General features: G+C 42.0%; 26 protein-coding genes and 2 riboswitches. Of the genes, 21 read left to right on the top strand and 5 right to left on the bottom strand.

Translation table 11 applies throughout. The features are described 5' to 3' along the window. Positions 1–12 precede the first annotated feature (12 nt). The 8 genes from rpmG to H7968_RS05060 all read left to right on the top strand — a co-directional run bounded on the left by rpmG (position 13) and on the right by H7968_RS05060 (position 7,209). The gene (rpmG, locus tag H7968_RS05025; protein ID WP_039809691.1) at positions 13–162 is read left to right on the top strand and encodes a 50S ribosomal protein L33; all 150 of its coding nucleotides are present in this window, start codon (positions 13–15) and stop codon (positions 160–162) included. Between the two features lie 108 nt (positions 163–270). After that, the gene (locus H7968_RS05030; RefSeq protein ID WP_227395150.1) at positions 271–816 is read left to right on the top strand and encodes a 5-formyltetrahydrofolate cyclo-ligase; all 546 of its coding nucleotides are present in this window, start codon (positions 271–273) and stop codon (positions 814–816) included. 79 nt (positions 817–895) lie between these two features. After that, positions 896–2,056 carry a rhomboid family intramembrane serine protease gene (locus H7968_RS05035; protein WP_227395151.1) on the top strand — a complete coding sequence of 387 codons (1,161 nt, stop codon included), beginning with the start codon at positions 896–898 and terminating at the stop codon, positions 2,054–2,056. A 101-nt stretch (positions 2,057–2,157) separates the two neighbouring features. Beyond that, positions 2,158–2,361 carry a YqgQ family protein gene (locus H7968_RS05040; RefSeq protein WP_406566367.1) on the top strand — a complete coding sequence of 68 codons (204 nt, stop codon included), beginning with the start codon at positions 2,158–2,160 and terminating at the stop codon, positions 2,359–2,361. Positions 2,362–2,366: 5 nt separating this feature from the next. Continuing rightward, complete coding sequence (locus H7968_RS05045; RefSeq protein ID WP_227395152.1) at positions 2,367–3,332, top strand: ROK family glucokinase; 966 nt, start codon at positions 2,367–2,369, stop codon at positions 3,330–3,332. 484 nt (positions 3,333–3,816) lie between these two features. Further along, positions 3,817–5,721, top strand: coding sequence for an LTA synthase family protein (locus H7968_RS05050; RefSeq protein WP_227395153.1), 1,905 nt, complete (start codon positions 3,817–3,819; stop codon positions 5,719–5,721). 106 nt (positions 5,722–5,827) lie between these two features. Continuing rightward, entirely contained in the window at positions 5,828–6,886 is a 1,059-nt protein-coding gene (locus H7968_RS05055; RefSeq protein WP_227395154.1) for a YqgU-like beta propeller domain-containing protein, read from the top strand. Further along, complete coding sequence (locus H7968_RS05060) at positions 6,886–7,209, top strand: MTH1187 family thiamine-binding protein (RefSeq protein ID WP_227395155.1); 324 nt, start codon at positions 6,886–6,888, stop codon at positions 7,207–7,209. Before H7968_RS05055 ends, H7968_RS05060 begins: the two co-directional genes overlap by 1 nt. A 37-nt stretch (positions 7,210–7,246) precedes the next feature. On the opposite strand, the gene H7968_RS05065 is transcribed toward H7968_RS05060, so the two are convergent. Continuing rightward, a complete protein-coding gene (locus H7968_RS05065; protein WP_227395156.1) occupies positions 7,247–7,420 on the bottom strand; it encodes a DUF2759 domain-containing protein in 174 nt (57 codons plus the stop codon). Positions 7,421–7,601: 181 nt separating this feature from the next. Between H7968_RS05065 and H7968_RS05070 the strand changes: the two genes are divergently transcribed. Next, the gene (locus H7968_RS05070) at positions 7,602–8,243 is read left to right on the top strand and encodes an MBL fold metallo-hydrolase (RefSeq protein ID WP_227395157.1); all 642 of its coding nucleotides are present in this window, start codon (positions 7,602–7,604) and stop codon (positions 8,241–8,243) included. Between the two features lie 94 nt (positions 8,244–8,337). On the opposite strand, the gene H7968_RS05075 is transcribed toward H7968_RS05070, so the two are convergent. After that, complete coding sequence (locus H7968_RS05075) at positions 8,338–8,580, bottom strand: DUF2626 domain-containing protein (protein ID WP_134376619.1); 243 nt, start codon at positions 8,578–8,580, stop codon at positions 8,338–8,340. Between the two features lie 282 nt (positions 8,581–8,862). On the opposite strand from H7968_RS05075, the gene H7968_RS05080 reads away from it, so the two are divergent. From H7968_RS05080 to H7968_RS05115, 8 genes are all read left to right on the top strand, one after another. Continuing rightward, positions 8,863–9,243: a Spx/MgsR family RNA polymerase-binding regulatory protein gene (locus H7968_RS05080; RefSeq protein WP_134376618.1), complete on the top strand. Its 381-nt coding sequence runs from the start codon at positions 8,863–8,865 to the stop codon at positions 9,241–9,243. Positions 9,244–9,352: 109 nt separating this feature from the next. After that, on the top strand, positions 9,353–10,423 hold the full coding sequence (gene comGA, locus H7968_RS05085) for a competence type IV pilus ATPase ComGA (RefSeq protein WP_227395158.1): 1,071 nt from the start codon (positions 9,353–9,355) through the stop codon (positions 10,421–10,423). Beyond that, entirely contained in the window at positions 10,332–11,393 is a 1,062-nt protein-coding gene (gene comGB / locus H7968_RS05090; protein WP_227395159.1) for a competence type IV pilus assembly protein ComGB, read from the top strand. Before comGA ends, comGB begins: the two co-directional genes overlap by 92 nt. A 15-nt stretch (positions 11,394–11,408) precedes the next feature. Continuing rightward, positions 11,409–11,744 (top strand): competence type IV pilus major pilin ComGC, encoded by a 336-nt coding sequence (gene comGC / locus H7968_RS05095; protein ID WP_227395874.1) that lies wholly within the window; start codon positions 11,409–11,411, stop codon positions 11,742–11,744. Next, entirely contained in the window at positions 11,728–12,174 is a 447-nt protein-coding gene (gene comGD, locus H7968_RS05100) for a competence type IV pilus minor pilin ComGD (protein ID WP_227395160.1), read from the top strand. Before comGC ends, comGD begins: the two co-directional genes overlap by 17 nt. Continuing rightward, on the top strand, positions 12,164–12,469 hold the full coding sequence (locus H7968_RS05105) for a type II secretion system protein (protein WP_227395161.1): 306 nt from the start codon (positions 12,164–12,166) through the stop codon (positions 12,467–12,469). The genes comGD and H7968_RS05105 overlap by 11 nt, the downstream gene beginning before the upstream one ends. Continuing rightward, positions 12,423–12,881 carry a competence type IV pilus minor pilin ComGF gene (gene comGF, locus H7968_RS05110; protein ID WP_227395162.1) on the top strand — a complete coding sequence of 153 codons (459 nt, stop codon included), beginning with the start codon at positions 12,423–12,425 and terminating at the stop codon, positions 12,879–12,881. Before H7968_RS05105 ends, comGF begins: the two co-directional genes overlap by 47 nt. A 222-nt stretch (positions 12,882–13,103) precedes the next feature. Continuing rightward, a complete protein-coding gene (locus H7968_RS05115) occupies positions 13,104–13,619 on the top strand; it encodes a shikimate kinase (RefSeq protein ID WP_227395163.1) in 516 nt (171 codons plus the stop codon). Here the strand turns inward: H7968_RS05115 and H7968_RS05120 are convergent. Both H7968_RS05120 and H7968_RS05125 read right to left on the bottom strand, forming a co-directional pair. Then, entirely contained in the window at positions 13,597–14,256 is a 660-nt protein-coding gene (locus H7968_RS05120) for a YqhG family protein (RefSeq protein ID WP_227395875.1), read from the bottom strand. The two genes, H7968_RS05115 and H7968_RS05120, sit on opposite strands and share 23 nt — an antisense overlap. Positions 14,257–14,265: 9 nt before the next feature. Continuing rightward, a complete protein-coding gene (locus H7968_RS05125) occupies positions 14,266–15,945 on the bottom strand; it encodes a DEAD/DEAH box helicase (RefSeq protein ID WP_227395164.1) in 1,680 nt (559 codons plus the stop codon). 198 nt (positions 15,946–16,143) lie between these two features. Further along, a riboswitch (glycine riboswitch) is annotated at positions 16,144–16,234 on the top strand. Positions 16,235–16,237: 3 nt separating this feature from the next. Further along, a riboswitch (glycine riboswitch) is annotated at positions 16,238–16,312 on the top strand. 99 nt (positions 16,313–16,411) lie between these two features. On the opposite strand from H7968_RS05125, the gene gcvT reads away from it, so the two are divergent. From gcvT to gcvPB, 3 genes are read left to right on the top strand one after another with little or no spacing between them, the layout of a single operon-like run. Beyond that, positions 16,412–17,515 carry a glycine cleavage system aminomethyltransferase GcvT gene (gcvT, locus tag H7968_RS05130; protein ID WP_227395165.1) on the top strand — a complete coding sequence of 368 codons (1,104 nt, stop codon included), beginning with the start codon at positions 16,412–16,414 and terminating at the stop codon, positions 17,513–17,515. Positions 17,516–17,535: 20 nt separating this feature from the next. Further along, positions 17,536–18,879: an aminomethyl-transferring glycine dehydrogenase subunit GcvPA gene (gene gcvPA, locus H7968_RS05135; protein ID WP_227395166.1), complete on the top strand. Its 1,344-nt coding sequence runs from the start codon at positions 17,536–17,538 to the stop codon at positions 18,877–18,879. Continuing rightward, a complete protein-coding gene (gcvPB, locus tag H7968_RS05140) occupies positions 18,872–20,347 on the top strand; it encodes an aminomethyl-transferring glycine dehydrogenase subunit GcvPB (protein WP_227395167.1) in 1,476 nt (491 codons plus the stop codon). Before gcvPA ends, gcvPB begins: the two co-directional genes overlap by 8 nt. 268 nt (positions 20,348–20,615) lie before the next feature. Here the strand turns inward: gcvPB and H7968_RS05145 are convergent, their stop codons facing one another. Continuing rightward, a complete protein-coding gene (locus tag H7968_RS05145; RefSeq protein ID WP_227395168.1) occupies positions 20,616–20,996 on the bottom strand; it encodes a rhodanese-like domain-containing protein in 381 nt (126 codons plus the stop codon). Positions 20,997–21,126: 130 nt separating this feature from the next. Between H7968_RS05145 and H7968_RS05150 the strand changes: the two genes are divergently transcribed. Next, positions 21,127–21,963 (top strand): lipoate--protein ligase family protein, encoded by an 837-nt coding sequence (locus H7968_RS05150; protein ID WP_227395169.1) that lies wholly within the window; start codon positions 21,127–21,129, stop codon positions 21,961–21,963. The last annotated feature ends 157 nt before the right edge of the window (positions 21,964–22,120 follow it).

Raw genomic sequence — 22,120 nt, forward strand, 5'->3', positions numbered from 1 at the left:
GAGGGAAAATAAATGCGTGTAAACATTACTCTTGCTTGCACTGAAACTGGTGATCGCAATTACATCACTACGAAGAACAAGCGTAACAACCCGGATCGTATTGAACTTAAAAAATACAGTCCACGTCTGAAGAAAGTGACGCTTCACCGTGAGACAAAATAATGATCGTTAAACCGAAAATGTGCAAAAGCATTTTCGGTTTTTTTATACTTACTGAAAGTGTTAACCAGCTATTTTGAAACCAACGTGAGAATGAAAAGGAAAAGGGTGATGACTTTGGATAAGAAAGACCTGAGAAAAACGATGCTTCAGCGTATGAAAGACCTTTCAGGTGATGACAGAATCCTTTTAACAGAAGGTGTTCATGAGCGTTTGTTTCAAACAGATGAATGGAGACATGCTCAAACGGTCGGTTTAACGGTTTCAACCGGATTCGAATTAGAAACGCGACCTGTGATTGAACGTGCGTTTCAAGATGGAAAGGCAGTTGCTGTGCCGAGATGTATTCCATCCCGAAAAGCACTCGTTTTTCATGAAATTCAAGACATAACTGACGTTAAACCATCCTTTTTCAACTTACTTGAGCCGCCTGAATCACTGCCGGTTATACATAAAGATGACATTGATCTGTTAATTGTTCCAGGACTCATTTTTGATCGTGCAGGATATCGTATCGGGTTTGGTGGCGGATATTACGACCGTTTTTTGACAGACTACAGAAAGATGACAGCTTCATTGTGTTTCCGTTTTCAGATTATGGATCAGATTCCCCATGAGACTCACGATATTCCGGTGAATAAGCTGATAACCGACTGAACAGTTCAGCAGCAGGGTGAGTTCTGATGGGAATTGATATAATAAAATAAAATGTGCTCACAGAGAAAGAGTGATAATCATGGAAGGGAACATTGATTACTATTACTGGAAAACGGCGTATGATCTCATTGTGAAGAAAAATTACCGGGTTGCGACTATGTCACCATCTCATAATGAAATCTGGCTTGAAAGCCCTGGGCGTTCTCCGAAAAGAGTGGTCAGGCTTGTTCGTCATGATTTTGACTGGATGAACAGGTTAAAAACGGATCTAGCACAGATTCCCGAAAAAGTTGAAAGGGTCAGAAGACTGATCAGAGCAGGAAAAATTGAAGCTGACAACATTTATTTCTCGCGTTTTGAGCCTGTTGATCATCAGCAGGAAGTCCTTGAGGCATACAATCAGCCTGATCGCCGGACGCCTCTATATCATACGCTCGTTACAATGGATTCAAATCCGGCTGATGTGGGCATCCGGAAACCACTTTCTTCTATTGACTATCCTTCTTCTTATGAAGGAATGGATCTTGAAATCGACCGGCTGAAATATGCTGCGCTGCTCCGCGCAAAAGAACAGAATGAACAGGATCGGGCTGTTTTTGACAATGCAAAACCTTTACTTGCCTATATGTTCATATTTTTGCAGGTTGTTATGTTTTTCATACTTGAGCAGGCAGGGGGGAGTACAAACCCTTACGTTCTGATCGAGTATGGTGCTAAATATAATCCTCTGATCATTGAAGGTGAGTGGTGGAGACTGATCACACCAATTTTTCTCCATATCGGTATCCTGCACTTACTGATGAACTCACTGGCTCTTTATTTCCTGGGTCCTCTTGTTGAAAGAATCTATGGGCGATTCCGCTTCCTGCTCATTTACCTTACAGCAGGCTTTACCGGGTCTGTCATGAGTTTTCTGTTTACAGAATCAATCTCAGCAGGAGCGAGCGGTGCGATCTTTGGCCTGTTTGGTGCGCTGCTGTATTTCGGTATCCGGAAGCCGGGACTGTTTTTCAGAACAATGGGTGCGAATGTACTTGTTATTATTTTAATCAATCTTGTGTTTGGATTCTCCATTCCTGGAATTGATAATGCAGGGCATATTGGTGGTCTGCTTGGCGGATTTCTGACAGCAGGTGCAGCCGCACTGCCAAAAAGCCGTTCAAACGCCGGTATTCAACTCATCTTTGCACTTGGGGTCATCATCGTTTCAGGAGCAGCTTTATTTCTGGGGTATCCTTAATATCCGGCTTTGCCGGACTACATAAAATACAGCGGATTCAATTGAGATTATAAAGGGTTTTCATATATACTTATAAGGTACTTTTCAGATGGAGGATAGTAATGGAACTGAAAACAATGTTTGATGTTCAGCAGCTTCTGAAACGGTTTGGCTTATTTATTTACGGCGAAAACCGAACTTCAACGCTTGAATTAATGGAAGTGGAGATCAGGGAGCTTTATGAGTCAGGCCTGATTGATCGAGACATTTTTCGAATGGCTGTTTTAGTCCTTCGAAGTGAAATGAATAAAGAAATGAATGGATAGGTGAAATGATGAAAAAGTTTATTTTTGGTGTGGATATTGGCGGTACGACAACGAAATTAGCTGTTATTGACGAATCGGGAATCATTATTGAAAAGTGGGAGATCCCGACTAACACATCCAATAACGGTGTGAGCATTATTCCGGATATTGCAGCAGCAGTTAAATTAAAGCAAACACAGCTTTCGATTAATCCTGAACAGGTTCTTGGCATTGGTGTTGGTGCACCGGGACCGGTTAATATGCAAACAGGTATTCTGTATACGGGTGTGAATATTGGCTGGGAGCAACCGGTTGCCCTGCGTGATGAGCTGCATCAGCAGACAGGATTGCCGGTTGTTATTGAAAACGATGCCAACGTAGCTGCGATTGGTGAGATGTGGAAAGGTGCCGGAGATGGCGCACGTGACGTTGTATGTGTCACACTAGGTACAGGTGTTGGCGGTGGCGTCATCGTCAATGGAGACATTGCACACGGTATAAAAGGGGCTGCAGGTGAAATCGGCCATATTACAGCCGTTCCTGAGGGTGGTTATCAGTGTAACTGCGGTAAAAAAGGCTGTCTTGAGACAGTTGCATCCGCCACAGGAGTTGTCAGACTTGCTAAGGAAGAAGCAGCAAAAGACACAACTTCTGTGCTCAATACACTGTTAAATGAAAAAGGCGAATTCTCTGCTAAAGATGTATTTGATCATGCTAAACAGGGGGATGAAGCGGCATTAAAAGCTGTTGATAGACTCACATTCTATCTTGGACTTGCACTTGCCAACCTGGGAAGCGCTTTGAATCCGGAAAAAATCGTCATTGGTGGAGGGGTATCACAGGCCGGACCGATCCTTCTTGACCGTCTGAGAGAAAAATTTAAAGCATTTGCTTTTCCGACTGTTGCAGAATCAACTGAAATTACTGTCGCAACACTGGGGAATGATGCAGGTGTAATCGGCGCAGCGTGGCTGATTAAATATAAACATTAACCCGCTGAAACTTGGTGGATTTATGATTAGGGTGAAGATAAAGCGTTAAAAACGCTTTATTTTCACCCTTTTTCATTAAGGGGGACGGAGCGGGTGTTCCTTTTTTGAAGAAGGAACACCCGCTCCGTCCCCCAGTGTTCACTTCCCCGACAAAATGAAAACCATTTCATCTAAAACAATCCTGTTTTTCCAACTTCCAGCCCTATACTTCACATCATAATCGTTGTATAATACAGCCTTAACCTTAAATTTACAATCTCCACTTAGATCAAAAGTTTTGAGTGACTTAAGGATGATTTTTCAAATATTTTTATAAAACGAAACTATTTGAGGTTTTAAACGTCTATAAAGGTGGAATTGTAAATAAGATTTTATGATTATTGATTTTGTATTTGATTTTTGTAAAAAAGCGGCGTAATATTATGTTTGACTGTAAACACTACCCACTATTTGTCATTTTGCTATACAACAGGAGGAAGGATTTATGAACAAAAAATGGTCAATGCCCAAGCTATCGCTTGTCATTATCGCCATTGCGTTCTTATGGATTAAAACGTACATTTCTTACTATGCAAGTTTCAGTATTGAAATCGAGAACGCAATGCAGGCGTTTATTTTATTTATTAACCCATTAAGCTTTTTATTATTGATTTTCGGACTGTCTCTATTCTTTAAGAAAGAAAAAACAAGAAACATATATGTTATTTCTATGAGCTTTGTGCTTACAGCTATGCTATTTGCTAATATGGTGTTTTACCGCTTTTTCAACGATTTTATTACGCTGCCGGTACTATTCCAGACAAACAACTTCGGAGATCTTGGCGGAAGTGCATTAGAAAATATTTATTTTACAGATGCACTGTATTTCCTGGACATTCTGATCTTGATTGCGATTGTGAAGTTTAAGCCTGCTTTTGTAACGCATAAGGAACCGACAAAATTAACACGTCGTGCCTATTTCCTTGTGGCAATTGCTACTTTCTTCTTTAATCTCGGTCTTGCAGAAATTGAGCGTCCACAGCTTTTAACAAGAACGTTCGACCGTGAAATGCTTGTTAAAAATATCGGACTGAACAACTATCATATCTATGATGTTTATTTACAATCCAAGCAGTCTGCACAACGCGCTATGGCTGACAGTGATGCACTTGTAGATGTAAACAACTATGTTGAAGCTAAAGAAGCGGATCCGTCGAAGGATCTTTCAGGGATCGCGAAGGATCGAAACCTGATCGTTGTAAAACTTGAATCGCTTCAGAATTTTGTGATCAACAATGAGATGAATGGGGAAACGATTACGCCTTTCCTGAATTCATTAACAGAAGATGAAAATACGATTTATATGGATAACTTCTATCACCAGACTGAACAGGGTAAAACGTCTGACTCAGAGTTTATCCTTGATAATTCACTTTACCCGTTAGGCCGAGGTGCCGTATTCTTTACGCACAGCGGGAACGAGTACCACACGATGACAGACACATTGAATGATGCAGGGTATTTTACAAACGCCATGCACGCAAATAATAAAAGTTTCTGGAATCGTGATGTTGTTTATGAAAACTTTGGTTATGACCGCTTCTATTCTTTGACTGATTATACAGTTGAAGAAGGTCAGGCAGTGAACTGGGGAATGAAGGATATTCCATTCTTTGAACAGTCAGTTGAACACATGAAAGAAATGGAACAGCCGTTTTATTCTAAAATGATTACTTTGACAAATCACCATCCATTTACACTTGATGAAGAAGATAAGTTTATTGAAGAATACGATTCAAATTCAGGAACGCTGAACCGTTATTTCCAGACTTCACGTTACCTTGATGAATCGATTAAAGAATTTTTCACTTATCTAAAGGATGCAGGGTTATACGAAAATTCTATTATCGTGATGTACGGAGACCATTACGGTATTTCTGAAAATCATAATGCTGCAATGAGCCAGTATCTTGAGAAGGATATTACGCCTTATGAAACAGCGCAGCTGCAGCGGGTACCAATGTTTATTCATATTCCTGGTGAAGATGTAGGCCAGGTGAATTCTAAGCTTGCAGGTCAGGTTGATCTGAAGCCGACGATTCTTAATCTGCTTGGTATCGAAGAAGAAAACAGTCTGCAATTTGGTCAGGATATCTTCTCTGAAGAAAATGATAACTTCGTCATTTTACGTGATGGAAGATTTATTTCAGAAGAGTTCGTGTATGCGGGGGAAACATGCTATGATCGTGAAACAGGTGAACCTGTTGATATCGCTGGATGTGAACCGCTGATTGAAAAAGCGAACGAAGAGCTTGCTTATAATGATGAAATCATTTATGGAGATCTTCTCCGCTTCTATGACCGTGAAACCGGCAGATTGAAGACTGAACAAAATAGTGAAGAAGAATAGAAGAAGCCATCTGGCTTCTTCTTTCTATTTTCTGTTAAAATGAAACAAAGCACATGATATATACGTCTATACTTATACATGAGGCAATACATGAAGGGGGGATGAAATGAAGGTTATAATGTATTTAATCATGATTTTGCTGATAACAGGATGCTCACCGGAATCCGTTCCGTTGAAATCGGTTGAATCAGAACAAAAGCAGGTCGTTTATCCTTACATACTTCCTTCATCCTCGTTCTACAATGTTCTCGGATGGCAAGACAACAAAAACATATTAATCGTGCAAAAGAACAAAGAAGCGCTACAGGTTATTTCTCATGATCTGTATCTAAACGACTCAGTTCTTTTATTTGAAACGAAGGAAGGAGTCTCTCAGATTTATTTGAGTCCTTCCAAAACAAAAGCTTTAACAGTACAGCCTTTGAGCGATCAGCAGGTTCAAATTGAAATTATTGATCTGCACACGGGGAAAACACTTGCCTCTGACATGTTTAAAGGAAACGAGTTTGATTTCAGATGGAATGAATATAATGAAAAGCTAATTCTGATTACTTCATTTAACGAAGAGTGGGAAGCTGACATAAAGGTGATAGATCTTTCTGATCAATCTATTAACCCTCTCGATGACGTACCTCCCTTTGCAAGATGGATTGGAGAAGATTCTTTATTTTATAAGGATCCGGAAAGTGGGACAAGCGTGTCATATGTTCTTGAGGAAAAGAAAAAGATATTTGAAGATGAACCAATCGAGATGATCAGGGCAAAACAGGATTACATCATTAAAACAATCAGGAACCTTGACGGAGATGAAATTACCTACCGGATTGAATCTGAAAGTGCATTGATTCAGGAAGTGAGTACCGGTTTTCTAACTGAGTATGACCAGCAACTTCTGCCGGCGTATGAATTAACAGAAGATGCATTTATATATTTTTCCCCGAATGAAACAGGAGAGTATGCATATGGAAAAGGGCAGTATTCTCTGATGGGCATGAATCTGAAAACTGGGGTAATACACACGATTCTAGATAATACGGAGAACCATCAAATATCCTGTAATCAAAGCGGTACATATTGTTTGATTGGACATCATCTAACCTCTATGATCAATATAGAAGATCAATCGAATAAACCGATTATTTTGTTTGAGGAGGAAATTCAATAATGGCAATAGCAGATATTACGATCATTCCAATTGGAACAGAAACACCGAGCGTGAGTTCATACGTGGCTGACATTCAGAAGGTCCTTGAGAAAAGAGCATCTGAAGGAAATATTCATTATACGCTGACGCCTATGAGCACGCTGATAGAGGGAGATTTAACCGCGCTGTTTCAGGTCATTCAGGAGCTTCACGAAGTCCCTTTTACAAAGGGTGTACAAAGAGTGGCGACGAATATAAGAATTGACGAGAGACGGGATAAGGAGAACCATACGATGGAGGAGAAGCTGGAGTCGGTACAAAACAAAATGAAAGGCAACAAATAAAAGAGCAAATAAAAAAAGCTGACTATTGTCAGCTTTTTTAGTGGACTGGATAACCGTCAAATACGATTGTCATAACAGTAAACCATCCGAATACTCCAAGTGTTGCAAGAGAGAAGAAAATTCCAAGAACATTCTTTTCCTTAAATGTTGTAATGGTTGCGATTACAGCTAAAATTGTTACGATAGCAAGGATAATTGTTAAGCCATTCATTCTTAAGCACCCCTTTCACACATTCCATGAATCATTACTATACGAGATTAGTGCAGATAAATGCGTACTCTTCTATTATTTTAATGCTATTTGTGTGTAATGTCGAGAACAAATCATGACACTTTCGTGATGATTCGTGTTTTTATTCCAGTCATGCTACACTAACTTTGAGGTGATGGTTGTGGAATGGAAACAGCTTCCATTAGGTCCGCTGCAAACAAATGCATATTTGGTTTATCAAAAAAATGGGGATTGTCTGATTATTGATCCGGGAGAAGAGCCGGAAAAAATTAATGAGTGGGTGAGGCAGAAAAACCTGAATCCGAAAGCGATTCTTCTGACACATGCGCATTTTGATCATATTGGAGCGGTTGACGATATCCGCGTAAAATATGAGATTCCTGTATATGTTCATGAGCAGGAAAAATCCTGGCTTGGGGATCCGGCTAAAAACGGTTCTTCTTTTTTTGCAGGATTAAGTGAGGTTACAGCAAAGGGACCTGATTTTACATGGAATCGTGAAGAAGAGATCGCGATTGAAGGTTTTATCTTCTCTTTGCTTTATACACCGGGACATTCTCCTGGAAGTGTAAGCTTTTATTTTCCTGCGCAGTCGCTCGTCATTTCAGGAGATGCGCTTTTTCAGGGGAGTATTGGAAGAACTGATCTGCCGGGTGGTGATGGCAAGCTTCTGTTAAAAAGTATACATCAAAAGCTGTTAACTCTACCGGAGGATACATATGTGCTGCCTGGACACGGTCCGGTTACAACGATTGAGGATGAAATGGAATCAAATCCTTTCTTAAACGGATTTAGTATATAGTTTGTACAACTCCTGTCTAACACAAATAAAAAGACAGCTGCGTCACGCAGCTGTCTTTTTTGTTGAAAGCCTGAATGGGCTTTCATAACGAGTTTTACAGTGGGCCGTTTAAAGGCATCATAAAAGTTGTCCAATAAGTAAATCCAGCAAAGAATACCGTTAAGTATACAAAGAATACATACACATACATACGCTCAGATAATTTCATGTATCCCAATAGGATGAAAAAGCCTGTCTGGGCTAAGAAAAGTAATGAAGTCTTTGGCATATGTCCTAAGTAAAATAATACCGAAAAAATAGCTGTCCAAAACCCCATAACGCGATACATTTTATCCATCCGAATCCCTCCTTTACGCAAACAATCCATCGAACCTATTATAAAGGATACCATATTACAAAGTAAATAACCCATCTTTTTTGAATGTGACGATTACGTGATTTTTGGTAATTGTGAATAAAATCGTACAAAACCTAAATTCTGAAAATAAATTTAAAAAATGTTGTGCAAAAAAGTGTACAAAGGTTATACATGTGGTATACAATACTAACAACAGTTAAACAAAAATAAAACAACAGTCAAACAAAAGTTGTACAATAAAACATCCAGGAGGAGAAAAACATGAACCCTATCACATTTTACACGTATCCAAGCTGTACATCCTGCAGAAAAACGAAAAAATGGCTGAAGGCAAATGACGTAAATGTTACAGAGCGGCACATATTCCGTGAAACTCCTGATTTTGATGAACTGATGCACCTGCTTACTTTAACGACAGACGGACTTGACGAGCTGCTGGCGACAAGAAGTCAATCATTCAAGAATTTGAATCGTGATGTAAATGATCTTCCACTATCTGAAGTGGTTAAGCTGATTATTGAAGATCCGAAGCTGCTGAAGCGTCCAATTTTAACGGATGGCAGAAAGCTGATTGTCGGTTATAATCCTGAAGGCTTAAGAAGTCTTTCAAATAAAAAGCAGCTGTACAAGCTGTCCGGTTGATTGGAGGGGCGATTGCCTCTCTTTTTTTTGAATTTTACAAAAAATATGAGACATATTTACAATTTTGGTGTATAGTGAAGACATCTTTCAAAAAGGATGTGGTTCATGAATGACGTTTGGAACAGAACGGCTTGCATTGCAGCTTGTGAATGATGCTGTGAGGCAGGAAGGATCAGATATCCATCTGATTCCAAAAGAAAATTGTTTGCAGATTCAGTTGAGGGTGCAGGGTGATCTGGTTCAACACAAGACCATCTCTGCTGATGCGGGAGAACGGCTGATCTCACATTTCAAATTTAAAGCGTCACTCGACATTGGTGAGAAGAGAAAACCTCAGAGTGGTGCCTGTGATGTGATGATCGACGATGAATCGCTCCCCTTAAGAATTTCTACATTACCTTCTGCCACTGGAAGAGAAAGTATGGTCATCAGACTCCTCCCTCAATCCTTTGCCATACCCATCGAAAAGCTCTCCATGTTTTCTCACTCAGCAAAAAAACTTCAGGAATTGGCTTCATATCCCCAGGGACTTCTTTTATTTACAGGCCCAACCGGAAGCGGCAAATCCACAACGCTATACTCCCTGTTACACTTTTGTTCAACCGTTTTAAAAAGAAATGTTATTACACTTGAGGATCCTGTTGAAAGAAAGGAGGATCATGTTCTTCAGGTCCAGATCAATGAAAGGGCCGGTGTCACTTATTCTTCAGGCTTAAAAGCTATTCTGCGGCACGATCCGGATATCATTATTGTCGGAGAAATCCGGGACATGGAAACAGCAGATATCGCTGTTAAAGCTGCCTTAAGCGGTCATCTCGTTTTATCAACCCTACATGCAAAAAATGCAGCGGGTGCAATCAGGCGGATGATTGATCTGGGTATCTCAAAAGAAGTACTTTTGCAGGCGCTGATCGGCGTGACAGGTCAGAGGCTCGTGAAAATAAATACCGTCTCGCACAGCATTAAACGTACTTCTATATATGAGATCGTCACGAGTCCCGCAATTGAATCTCTTATTGATCAGATTCCTGTACGGCACAACTATGTGAGTTTACCGGACCTCTTTAGAAAGGGGGTCGCTCTTGGTTATGTTTCTTCAGAGGAATATCACCGCTGGATGGCGTCAGAAATCCCTTATTCCGAAAAAAGATCAGCCGCAATTCCTGTCAAGACTGAGTGAACTTAAGGAAAGTGGCTATCCCCTCAATCAAGCAATTGAATTTCTCCTGTTACCCTATCGTAAAAAGCCGGAAACACCCCGGAAAATTCATGATTCCCTTCTAAGTGGAGATTCACTGAGCGATGTGATGAAAACGCTTGGTTTTCCTCAATTCGTCTGTATGCATCTTTTTTTCGCTGAAGAATACGGAGATCTCACAAAAACGTTAAAGGAAACTTCGGATCTCATGAAGATGAAACAGCGGGAAGAGAAAAGACTGATCTCCATTTTGCAGTATCCTTTTTTTCTGATCATGATGTTTTCATTCATTTTAATCATCATGAATCATTATCTTATCCCCAGAATGAAAAGCCTCTATGCAGCCGTCGGATCAACTGAATCAGCAGCATTAAAAACGGCGGGTTCCATCTTTACGGCAATGCCCCAGGTCATTCTTTTCAGTACATGTTTGATTGTTTTATCACTTGTCAGTTTGTATGTCATATTAAAAAGACTATCAGCCCATTCCAGGTGGTCATTTTTGGCTTCCTTACCTGTGATAGGCTTTTACGTAAAAAGTTTTCACAGCTATGTTTTTTCACGTGAAGCTTCTGCCATGCTGAAAAGCGGATTGTCCTTTTATCAGATGCTTGAATCATTTATCTCACAGCCATACCGTCCCTTATACCAGGAAATCGGTCAGTTTATGATGGATGAATTGAAGAGAGGCCAGAACGTATATCATACGATGTTGCAGCTTCCCTTTTTTTCAGATGAGTTAAGTAATATTACGAGGCATGGAGAATTGAATGGAAGTCTTGAGCGGGAGTGGGGATTTTACAGCACTTTCTGTTTGTCAGATCTTGAATCCAAAACGAATACTGCTTTTTCTTTTATACAGCCCATTTTATTTACTTTACTTGGTTTGGCCGTTATCGGTGCATATCTGATCGTTTTACTGCCTGTTTTTCAATTAATGCAATCGATTTAAGGAGGAATTGTGATGATGAAATTAGTAAAAAGATTATTAACAAATACCCGGGGGTTTACACTGATTGAAATGGTCATTGTATTACTTGTTATCTCCGTACTGCTTATTGTCAGCCTGCCGAATATTTCATCCCAGAGTAAGGAAATCAACGGGAAAGGCTGCGAGGCTTTTCAACAAATGGTGCAGGCCCAGGTGGAGTCTTACCGGATGTCAAATAAAGCGCTGCCTGAATCGATGGTGAAACTTCAGGAGGAAGGCTATTTGAATGCAGAAGAAATGACCTGTCCGGATGGAAGGGAATTGACGATCGGTACAGATGGTCAGGTGTCCGTCGTTGAATCTACTCCGTAGAGAATCAGGCTTTACCCTGATTGAAATCATGGTTGTGCTGTTAGTTTTAAGTATATTTATTGTGATTGCATCATCTGTGAGAATTTCGGCAGATCGTGAACTGGCAGAGACGTTTGAAACCCAGTTGAGTCAGGATCTCCATTATGCCCAGTTGAAGGCAATCACAGACGGAAAATATATTCAATTTCAACTTCTACCGGAAGAGAGACGATACGTTGTAAGAATGGGAACGGGTGAGTCTGGGAATATTCTGATCGATCGAAGCATACCGGATGAAGTAGAATTCAATTCATACAGTTCGCTGCAATCATTCAGGTATACCCCCATTGGTAATACGAATACGTTCGGATCGCTGCGATTTTTTGTCAATGGGGATGATCTGGCCTTCCATTTTTATCTGGCAAGGGGGAGATTTACAATTGAAAAATGAATCAGGCTTTTCTTTGCTTGAGTCTGTTATCTCGATCGGGATGGTTCTGTTTTTATGCCTGACTATAGTACCTGTCACAGTGCTATCAATTCTTCAGGCAGAGGCGGCATCCGTTAAATATGAGCTTTGGAGTGTAGCAGCAGAACAGGTTGAATTTGTAAAACATACAGGTATACGGCAGCAAGAAGTTATAAAAGAAGGAGTTAAATATAAAATCACCTATTCTCCGGAAGGGATATGCGTTTATCATGGCACAGACTCAGGCTTATCTATCTGTTCATCTGAAGAATCATAAAGGATTTACATTACTAGAGGTTTTAATCAGTCTGGCTGTTTTAATGATCGTTGCACCATTACTCAGTTTGATAATCCTGACCTTTTATTCGGCATACGAGTCACTCGATGAGCAGAGAAATGAAGAATGGGAAATTTTCAAGATTCAGTTCAGGGAAGAAAACAAATATCTTCAGCTGAAGCAGGTTGAGGACCATGTCATTACCTTTACAGATGGAGAACAAGAGATCCGGTATGCAAGATACAGTTCTTATATCAGGCGTACGGTTGGTTTAGAGGGGCATGAAATTCATTTAACGAATGTCAATGCATTGAGGTTTCAATATCAAAATGGCTTTGTAAGAATGGAGGTTACATTTCTGGATGGACGGACCTACGAAGCTCATTTCACATTTTCCCCTTTTGAATCATAAGGGAAGTATTGTATTACCAGTTGTAATTTTTTATTTTGTCCTGTTATCTGCAGCGATCCTCATTACCACACTGTCTCACAATCAGGTACGCCATTATGAAGGAATGGTATCGTATTATCAGAAATCAGTTTACAAGGACTGGTCTGAGATCCGATCAGATTCTGACGCTTTGTCTAATGTGAACATGATGCGGTATGATGAATGAAACAGGGAGTGATGAGAATGAATGTTGAACATGTATTCCTAATCGGTTTTATGGGAGCGGGTAAATCAACAGCTGGAAAATTGGCAGCTGACCGTCTGTCACGTCCGTTCATTGATCTTGATCAATATATTGAAGAAAGAGAGAAAAGGAGTATTCCTGATATATTTAAATCAGATGGTGAAGCGTATTTCCGCAAATTGGAGGCCGGTGCGGTTAAAGAAATCGGAGAACCTGCTGTAACCGCAACCGGCGGCGGTATTTTATATGATCCAGAGACAGGTGAGTGGATGCGCAATCACGGTCTGGTCATCTATCTGCACGCTCCTTTTGAAGAACTGTACACCAGAATTTCAGGGGATCAGAACAGACCTGTAGCTGCAACGAGAACAAAGAAGGAACTTGAGGATCTATATCAACTAAGGCATGAGCAGTATCAGGCTGCGGCTCATGTTACTTTATCAGTTGACGATGTTTCGCCTGACATAACAGCTGATCAGATCAGATCAGCCGTTATGGAACGAGCCGGTATATAATGCCTGCTGAAGGAGTATGCATGCGAACATCATACGATTTTGATTCCTCAAGCCTTTCAGTATTAATTTTGTTTCTGATTGCCATTTCGGTGTGTGTGATCAGCCGGCTGATGGCGTGTTCAAAACTGATGACTGGAATGGAAAGCGTGCAGTTTTCCGGGATCAGCCCCGACAAATTGTCATTAAACGGGATGTCGTCCTGTGATTGCAGTGTACCTGTTGTCAAAGACATGGCCTGAATCGTCCATAAACTTTCCGGACCCGGGGGAGTAAATTCAGACTCTCCGTGAAAAAATAACCATGGATAAAGCTTTACATGCACATGTTGTACAGCAGGCTTTTCATAAAACTTATAAAAGCCTGCTTCTTCGTGCGCTGATTGGACAAGAGACTGAAATACGGGATGGGAATGGGTGATTTTATCGACAGAGGGAGGATCTTCCGTACTGTTCATTGAAATGAATACTCTCGCAGGTTCCCCTTTTTGAAATGTTGCGTCACGGTAATGCCAGTAATAAGGTCTGTTCATGTATTTCCGGTCAAGCTCTTCAGTCAGCTGCACCATAAATTCTTGCTTCCCCTCTGTAACGGAAGCTCCTTTATGGATTAAAAATTCTTTGATTAAAGTCAGGTGCATGGCATTCACTTAAAATTCCTCCTTTTCCGGAAAGCCTTCCGTTCCGGTGGCGACTGCCTGGTCAGATTGCAATATCTTCTGATGCGCCTTTTTCAAAACGGATTCCAGATGATCCAGTTTCAATTTCATTTCCTTTTCCGATCTGGAGTGAAGGATGGCATCGTTTAAATAGCGGTCAAGGTCCTTTTCTGTCGTTCCGCTCAGCAGATGATCGTGCTCACCGACAATCGTTTCGAAAAGCACCATCTTATCTTTTAGCAGCCTCCAGATTCTTTCCTCGATCGTATTTTTATTCAGCAAATAATAAATATTTACATCATTTGATTGACCAATTCTGTGAACCCTGCCTGTTCTCTGCTCGAGCTTCATCGGATTCCAGGGAAGGTCTGCGTGGATCAGGCAGTGACAGAATTGAAGATTCAGTCCTTCTGATCCCGCCTCGGTTGCAACCATGACTTCTGCCTGGTCCCTGAACAGATCGGTCATCCATTGCTTTTTCCCTTTTTTAAATCCTCCTCTGAAAAGCACCGAAGAGATTCCGTTTTGTTTCAAAAACCAGTGAAGGTAGAGCTGTGTTGCCCTGTATTGTGTAAAGATCAGCACTTTGTCCTGGTGCTTTTTGACAATCTCCAGTATTTTTTGTGCTTTGGCTGTAATCAGTTCATCAGGCGTGATGTTTAAATTCACCTTAATCGATTTGCAAAAATCATCGTGCTTTTCTCCTCTGAGTGCTTTTAATAACGAAATGCTGGAGCTGCAGCCCTGTCGGAGCAGTGCCAGATGGCTGAACGAGTGAAGGTTTTCTTTTTGCATCCTCGTATATTCATTTTCAACAGCCTGATAAAGAGATTTTTCATATGGCAGCTGATCAATCCATAAAACGTTGATCTTCCGTTTTGTCCACTTGACGTCCGTTTCGTTGCGGCGGGAACGGATCATGAGCTGATCCATTTTTTCCTTCAACAATCCTTTATCGTCACAGGCAATCAGTTTTTTGAAGTCCTTTTTGCTTTCGAAAAGTGATGGATGCAACAGCTGTGACAAGTGGTACAAATCCTCTGTTTTATTTTGTACCGGCGTTGCTGTTAAAAAAATCCGGTAAGATGATTTCAAAGATGCGACAAACTGATGATTCAGCGTTTTTGGGTTGGATAATTTATGTGCTTCATCAACCAGAAGGAGATCAAACGCTTCCTTCTGAAACTCTGAACGGAATGGCTCCCTTTTGACAAGGTCAATGGAAGCGATGGTAATCGGTGACTGTCTCCATTCTTTTTTTCCTCTATGGATAATAGAAGGGAGAGTGAACCGCCAAAGCTCTTTTTGCCACTGCCCGGCCAGTGATGACGGAACGAGAATGAGCACCTTTTTAACCATTTTTCTGCACAGCAGTTCTTTAATGATCAGTCCGGCTTCGATTGTTTTACCTAGTCCGACTTCATCTGCCAGAATGGCGCGGCTACCCATCTCAAATAATACCTTCTCAGCTGCATTGATCTGATGAGGCATAGGAGAAAAATCAATCAGGTCCTGCAGACAGCTCAGTGTACGTTCTTTTTTGATGGACGTGTATTTTAGTTCATAGGATATTTCAGTCAATGCAAGGCTTGATGGCTCACTAAAGCTGTTCAAATAACGAAAAAAACGTTCGCGCCAGTCCTTGTCCCCAATTGAAACGTTGATTTCCATATTTTTTCTCCTTTCATCTTGTATAGTCAAATACCAAAACATTTGAACATTCAAACTAAAAAAACATTGCCTAAAAAACTGAAATGATGATACTATTAAGGTGATTTTTAAAGTATTTAACTGCTAAATACGAACATTAAAGAAAAATAAAAGATTGCTGTTCATAGTATGTCCAACTGACATGACAAATATGAGCGAATGATGGCAGAAGGAGAGATCCTTTATGGACGCCGAAGGAGCAAGCATGTTTACATGTGAATCTCTCAGGCAAAAAGACTTCTGTCGGACGCAACTCTGGAGAGTGTTTCTTTGTGAAACCACCAAAGAGGAAAGCCATCAGGTAAACTTTCAGGTGAAAAGGACAGGGACCCCTAAATGACCAAAGGGGATTCCCTGTCCTTTTTTGTTCGGCTTACGTATTTCGTTCAGTGTGTGGATGTATTATTCATCAGAAAGGAGAAAAAGAATGGTTACAGCTTTAAAAAGAACTCCGCTTTTCCCTTTATACAGTGAATATGGAGGAAAAGTCATTGATTTTGGAGGCTGGGAGCTTCCGGTTCAGTTTTCAGGTATTAAACAGGAACACCATGCTGTCAGAACGAAAGCAGGACTGTTTGACGTTTCCCATATGGGTGAAGTCATGGTGGAGGGGCCGGAGAGCCTGAACTACCTTCAGAAAATGATGACCAATGATATTAGCACGCTTGAAGACGATCAGGCGCTTTATACAGCCATGTGTTATGAAAACGGAGGGACGGTAGATGATCTTCTTGTTTACCGCTATGACGCTGAAACCTATCTCCTTGTCATTAATGCTTCAAATATAGATAAAGATGTTCAATGGTTAAAAGACCATCAGATCGAAGGGGTTACTCTTGAAAATATTTCAGAGCAAACGGGTCAGCTTGCTTTGCAGGGACCACTTGCACAATCCATTCTTCAACAGCTGACAGAAGAGGACCTCGCGGGTATTACATTCTTCCGTTTTAAAAGAGATGTGAAAATCGGAGACTATTCCGTGCTCGTATCGAGAACCGGCTATACAGGTGAGGACGGCTTTGAACTTTATTGCCGTGCTGAAGATACCCCTGGACTATGGAGGCTGCTGCTGGAAAAGGGTAAAGAGTCAGGGCTGGAGCCATGCGGTCTTGGTGCGCGTGATACACTGCGTTTTGAAGCGAAGCTTGCTCTTTACGGGCAGGAGCTTTCACAATCGATTTCTCCGATTGAAGCAGGAATCGGCTTTGCCGTTAAAACAAATAAGGAAACACCATTTATCGGACAGGAAGTGCTGAAGGATCAGAAGGAAAACGGTGCACCAAGGAAGCTTGTTGGCATCGAAATGATTGATCGTGGTATTCCACGTTTCGGTTATAACGTATTTGTAGGTGAAAAGGAAGTAGGTTTTGTTACGACCGGTACACAGTCCCCGACACTTGGTAAAAATGTTGGATACGTATTGATTGAAAAAGAATTCGCGTCAATGGATCAGGAACTTACAGTTGAAATCAGGTCCAAACATGTGAAAGCGAAAGTCGTAAAATCCCCATTTTATAAACGTAAATCATAAAAGCAGGAGGAATCATTACTATGACACATCGTTATTTACCGATGACAGAATCAGATAAGCAGGAAATGCTTTCAGCCATTGGTGTATCAACCATTGAGGAGTTGTTCTCCGATATTCCCGAAAAGGTACGCTTTGACGGGGAGTTAAATATTAAACCTGCTAAAGCGGAATCTGCCTTAACAAAAGAGCTCGCTCAGCTGGCTGCTAAAAACGCGGATACGAAGAAATACACGTCATTCCTCGGAGCAGGGGTTTACGACCATTATTCTCCGACGATTATGGATCACGTCATTTCAAGATCTGAATTTTACACAGCTTATACCCCTTACCAGCCTGAAATTTCCCAGGGAGAGCTGCAGGCCATTTTCGAATTTCAGACGATGATCTGTGAGCTGACGGGAATGGATGTAGCCAACTCATCCATGTATGACGGAGGGACATCATTCGCAGAAGCAGCGATGCTGTCAGCGGGTCAGACACGCAGAAAGAAAGTGCTTGTCTCTGAAGCCGTTCACCCTGAATCACGTGCCGTTCTGGAAACGTATGCAGCGGGTCAGCACATCGAAGTCGTAACGGTGCCGGAATCTAATGGCGTAACAGATCTTGACGCCCTGAAAGAGCTTGTAACAGATGAGATTGCGGCTGTTATGGTTCAGTATCCTAACTTCTTCGGACAGATCGAACGTCTTGATGAAATCGAGAAAATTACGCACGCTTCAAAAGCGATGTTTGTAGTATCCTCGAATCCGATTTCGCTTGGCGCCCTGACACCTCCTGGACAGTTTAACGCCGATATCGTTGTTGGGGATGCACAGCCGTTTGGACTTCCTCAGGCATTCGGCGGCCCGCACTGCGGTTATTTTGCCGTAACGAAAAAGCTGATGCGAAAAGTGCCCGGCCGTCTTGTCGGTGAAACGCAGGATGAGAATGGACAGAGAGGATATGTGTTGACGCTTCAGGCACGCGAACAGCATATCCGTCGTGATAAAGCGACTTCCAATATCTGTTCCAACCAGGCGCTAAATGCACTGGCATCATCCGTCACGATGACCGCACTTGGAAAACAGGGGATTCAGGAGATTGCGAATCAGAATTTCCAGAAGGCTCATTATGCTAAGAAACGACTTCAGGAAGCGGGTGTCACGATCGTGGACCAGGGCTTTACCTTTAATGAATTCGTCGTTGAGTTAAGCCGTCCTGTAAAAGAAGTGAATCAGTCGCTGTTTGGAAAAATGGTTTTAGGTGGATATGACCTTGGCCGTGATTATGACAGCCGTAAAAACCAGATGCTGATTGCTGTGACAGAGCAGCGGACAAAAGAAGAAATTGACCTACTTGCAGAGGAGCTGAAGCAATATGCATAACAAAGATCAGTCACTCATTTTTGAACTGTCAAAAGAAGGACGCACAGGGTATAGTCTGCCTGAACTTGATGTACCGGAAACGGATCTGTCTGAGCTTGTACCGGAAGGATTTTTAAGAAAAGAAGCACCAGAACTGCCGGAAGTATCCGAGCTTGATATTATGAGACACTACACAGCGCTTTCAAACAGAAACCACGGTGTGGACTCCGGCTTTTATCCACTCGGTTCCTGTACGATGAAGTACAACCCGAAAATTAATGAAGCGGTTGCGCGTTATGACGGTTTCGCCCATATCCATCCGCTTCAGGATGAAAGTACGGTCCAGGGTGCGATGGAGCTTATGTACGACCTTCAGGAGCATCTTGTGGAAATCACAGGAATGGATGAAGTGACGCTACAGCCTGCAGCAGGTGCCCACGGTGAGTGGACGGGTCTGATGATGATCCGCGCTTATCATGAGGCAAACGGTGATTTTAACCGGACGAAGGTCATTGTTCCTGATTCAGCACACGGTACGAACCCTGCATCCGCAACAGTGGCAGGTTTTGAAACGATTACCGTTAAGTCCAATGAGCAGGGACTTGTAGACCTGGATGACCTGAAGCGCGTCGTTGGGGACGATACGGCAGCACTTATGCTTACAAACCCTAACACGCTCGGGTTGTTTGAGGAAAATATTCTTGAAATGGCTGCGATCATTCACGAAGCAGGCGGCAAGCTTTATTATGACGGAGCTAACCTAAATGCCGTGTTATCAAAAGCACGTCCTGGTGACATGGGCTTTGACGTTGTGCATCTTAACCTTCATAAAACATTTACAGGTCCTCACGGAGGCGGCGGTCCGGGATCGGGTCCTGTCGGCGTGAAAAAGGATCTGATTCCGTATCTTCCTAAGCCGGTATTAGTGAAGAAGGGTGGCGTTTTAACATTTGATTATAACCGTCCTCAGTCAATCGGACGTGTTAAGCCGTATTACGGAAACTTCGGCATCAACGTTCGTGCCTATACGTATATCCGCACAATGGGGCCGGATGGTCTGAAAGCAGTCAGTGAATATGCTGTTCTCAATGCCAACTACATGATGAGAAGACTGGCTGAACATTACGATCTGCCATTTGACCGTCATTGTAAACACGAATTTGTATTAAGCGGTAAGCGACAGAAAAAGCTTGGTGTCAGAACGCTTGATATCGCTAAACGACTCCTTGATTTCGGCTTCCACCCGCCAACCATTTACTTCCCGCTGAATGTTGAGGAATGTATTATGATTGAGCCGACTGAAACGGAATCAAAAGAAACGCTGGATTCATTTATTGATGCTATGATCCAGATTGCGAAAGAAGCAGAAGAGAATCCGGAAATCGTACAGGAGGCTCCTCACACAACTGTGATCAGCAGACTGGACGAAACAAGAGCAGCAAGACAGCCGATTCTCCGCTATACTAAAAAAGAAGCAGTTGAAGTATAAAAGGAAAACTCCCTGAATTTTTTCAGGGGGTTTTTTGAATTGAAAGTTGTCACGGAACGAGCCTCCGCTTACGGCAGGGCGGTGAACAAGCCTGCGCTTCAGCCGGTTTCACCTGACCCGGGGATCTCCCATTCACTTGAAGTACTCAGTCTATAGAAATGTGTTTAATACATACAAAGCGGTCAATTAAAAAAAGTCAAAAGCCTCTTTTGTAACGGAGGCTTTTGACTTTTTGTGGGATGGTTATGATTAATCGAAACAAATTATTTTATTTGCGTTTAATTTTACCTGTCCATTTTTTAAATCCGCCTTGTAGCTGGTAAAGGTCTTTTACACCTTTTTTGTGAAGCAGCTGGGCAGCGCGTCCGCTTCTCATGCCGTTTTGACAGTAAAGATAAACGGGCTTGTCTGCGCGGATTTCGCCGAGGCGCATTTTTAGCTGAGACAGTGGAATGTTTCTGGCGCCAAGGATATGACCGCCATCATATTCACGCTGTTCTCTGACATCAATCAGCTGTGCTTTGCGGTAACCGTTCTTGAATTCCTCTTCTGTCAGCGTCTTTAAAATCTTTTTCTGACGGAAATAGGTGAAGACTGAATAAAGAATGATCGCAGCAAGGACAGCGATTAGTACATAAAGTGACTCCAACTTTTTAACCCCTTTCTATTTTCAGCACTATTCTTTATTATAGGGGTCAGAGGTTAATAGTTCAAAGAAAAATATAAGAAACATCAGGATACATGAAAATAATATTTGAATAGACGGTTAGGTGATCATGTTGGAAAAAGAAAAGTGGTACTTTATTGATTCAGGATTTTGCGGTCCCGCCTTTAATATGGCGATGGATGAAGCGCTATTGGAATGGCACAGCAAGGGGGAAATCCCGCCTGTTATCCGTTTTTACGGCTGGAACCCTCCCTCATTGTCGATCGGTTATTTTCAAAAAGCAGAAAAAGAAATTAACCTGGATGAAGTAAAAAAACAGGGTCTTGGATTTGTCAGAAGACCGACCGGTGGCAGGGGAGTGCTTCATGATAAAGAGCTGACCTACAGCGTGATTGTATCTGAAGAGCATCCCGACATGCCGCATACTGTAACGGAAGCATATCGTGTCATCTCTGAAGGCATTCTGAACGGTTTCCGTGAACTTGGGCTTGATGCCTACTTCGCAATTCCGGATTCAGAAAAGGAAAAAGCACAGCTTAAAGATCCAAGAAGCGCTGTATGCTTTGATGCGCCGAGCTGGTATGAGCTGGTTGTGGAAGGACGAAAAGTGGCTGGGAGTGCCCAGACAAGACAAAAAGGTGTGATCCTGCAGCACGGTTCCATTTTGCTCGACCTTGACACAGAGCAGCTGTTCAGCCTGTTCAACTATCCAAGTGAACGGGTAAAAGAACGGATGATGCGGGCGTTTTCAGATAAAGCGGTGGCGATCAATGAACTAAGAAAGGTTCCGGTCACTTTTGAAGAGGCGAAAGCAGCCTTCCATAAAGGATTTGAAAAGGGTCTGAATATTGAACTCGTTCCCTACACCCTGTCAGACGAACAGTTGCGTGTAGTAGAGTCCATTATGGAGAAGAAATATTTAAGTGATGACTGGAACTATCAAAGATAATATTGTTTTTTAAAAAATGAGAATCATCTATATAGTGCCAGGACATTCCGGAGACTCCTGCGGCAGAGAAGCGACAGGTGAGATAGCCTAGCGCAGAGCGCTAGCTGGCTCACCGCGCGGCCTTGGAAAAGCGGAGGCGACTCGTCCAGCCCCGACA

The sequence above is a fragment of the Jeotgalibacillus aurantiacus genome (assembly GCF_020595125.1).
In the GTDB taxonomy this organism is placed as follows: Bacteria; Bacillota; Bacilli; order Bacillales; family Jeotgalibacillaceae; genus Jeotgalibacillus; species Jeotgalibacillus aurantiacus.